A 1964-nucleotide genomic window follows, 5' to 3' on the forward strand; every position below is an offset into this window, starting at 1 on the left:
CTCCTGGAACACGGTCCGGATCGTCTCCAGATAGTAGTGGGCGTCCATGTCCAGCACCGCGTTGTACTCATCGTAAAACTGCCGGTGCGCTTGCGCACTTTCGTTGTCGCCCTGGATCAGGTGCTGGAAGTAGTCGTAGTGGCTGTTGAAGTGCCGATCCGGGTTCATGGCGATGAACCCGGCGTGCTGCAGAAATCCCGGGTACACACGCCGTCCCTCGCCGGGAAAGCCCGCCGGCACCCGGTAGATGACGTTGTTTTCGAACCACTCGTAGCTGCGGCGCAGCGCGAGGTTGTTCACCGCCGTCGGCGACTTGCGGGCATCGATTGGCCCGCCCATCATCGTCATCGACAGCGGGGTCTTTTCGCCGCGGCTGGCCATCAACGACACGGCAGCCAGTACTGGAACGGTCGGCTGACAAACGCTCATGACGTGACAGTTGCCGTAGTGGCGCTGCAGGTAACGGATAAACTCCTCGATATAGTGGACGTAGTCGTCGAGGTGGAATACACCATCGGACAGCGGCACCAGGCGTGCGTTCTTCCAGTCGGTGATGTAGACCTTGTGATCACGCAACATGGTGCGCACCGTGTCGCGCAGCAGCGTGGCGTAGTGCCCCGACAGCGGCGCGACGATCAACACCACCGGCTGCTCTTTTAGGCGCAGCAGCGTCTGCGGATCGTCGGCGTAACGCTTGAAGCGACGCAGCTGGCAAAACGGCTTATCGATTTCGACGCGCTCGTGCACGGTGACATGCACGCCGTTGACGTCGACCTCGCGGATACCGAACTCGGGCTTCTCGTAGTCTTTGCCCAGCCGATGCAGCAGGTCATAGGACGCCGCAATCCGCTGCGCAAACGGGGTTTGCGCCAGCGGGGACGTGGGGTTGGCGAACAGCTTGGCCGTGACGGCCGCGAAGTCCGAAAACGGCTCCATCAGCGCGCGCTGCGCCTCGTACAGGTGGTAGAGCATGGCGGTTGCCTTTATGTTGCAGTGCAACAAATATACCAGCAAGCAGAGAAACGCGCCATGCGTCGTGACCCGTATCTCACGTCACGTCGGAGACAGCGCTCACAGCACGGCCGCGATGGCCTGGCACACATAGTCCACGTTACGGCTGTTGAGCGCTGCCACGCACATGCGACCGGTGTCGGTACCGTAGACGCCGAACTCCTGGCGCAGACGCACCATCTGGTCCCGGCTCAGGCCGGAGTAGCTGAACATACCCATCTGCTGGGTAATGAAGGACATGTCGCGTGCCACCCCGGCCGCCTTGAGGCCATCCACCAGCCGCTGCCGCATGGTGCGGATGCGCGCGCGCATCTCGCCCAGCTCCTGCTCCCACAGCGCGCGCAGCTCGGGCGTGGTCAGCACCGTGGCCACCACCGCGGCCCCATGCGTGGGCGGGTTGGAGTAGTTGGTGCGCACGACGATCTTGAGTTGCGACAGCACCCGCTCGGCCTCATCCTTGCTGGCACACACCACCGACAGCGCGCCCACGCGTTCGCCGTACAGGCTGAAGCTCTTCGAAAACGAGGTGGCGACGAAGACGTCCAGGCCGGCGGCCACGAACTTGCCCACCGCGGCACCATCTTCGGCAATACCGTGACCGAAGCCCTGGTAGGCCATGTCCAAGAACGGCACCAGACCGCGCTCACGCACCACGTCGACTACCGCATCCCACTGCGCGGGTGTCAGGTCGTAACCGGTGGGGTTGTGGCAGCAGGCGTGCAGCACCACGATGGTGCCGGGTGCGGCGGCCCGCAGGCTCGCCAGCATGCCCTCGACGTTGACGCCGCGCCGCTGCGCGTCGTAGTAGGCGTAGGTGTCCACCGCAAAGCCCGCGTTGGCAAACAGGGCGCGGTGGTTCTCCCAGCTGGGGTCGCTGATGAGCACCTGCGCGTTCGGCAGCAGCTTGCGCAGGAAGTCGGCCCCGATCTTCAGGCCCCCGGTGCCGCCCAGCG

At 64.2% G+C, this 1964-nt stretch carries 2 protein-coding genes; both read right to left on the reverse strand.

All coding sequences use genetic code 11. The annotated features are described in order from the left end of the window. A partial coding sequence (phaZ, locus tag V7Z54_RS07940) for a polyhydroxyalkanoate depolymerase (protein ID WP_334135673.1) occupies window positions 1–972 on the reverse strand: 972 nt, incomplete at its 3' end. 99 nt (window positions 973–1071) lie between these two features. Next, window positions 1072–1964 (reverse strand): amino acid aminotransferase (locus V7Z54_RS07945; protein ID WP_334135674.1); only part of this gene is annotated, 893 nt, incomplete at its 5' end.

The sequence above is a fragment of the Tepidimonas sp. genome (assembly GCF_036824975.1).
GTDB lineage: Bacteria > Pseudomonadota > Gammaproteobacteria > Burkholderiales > Burkholderiaceae_C > Tepidimonas.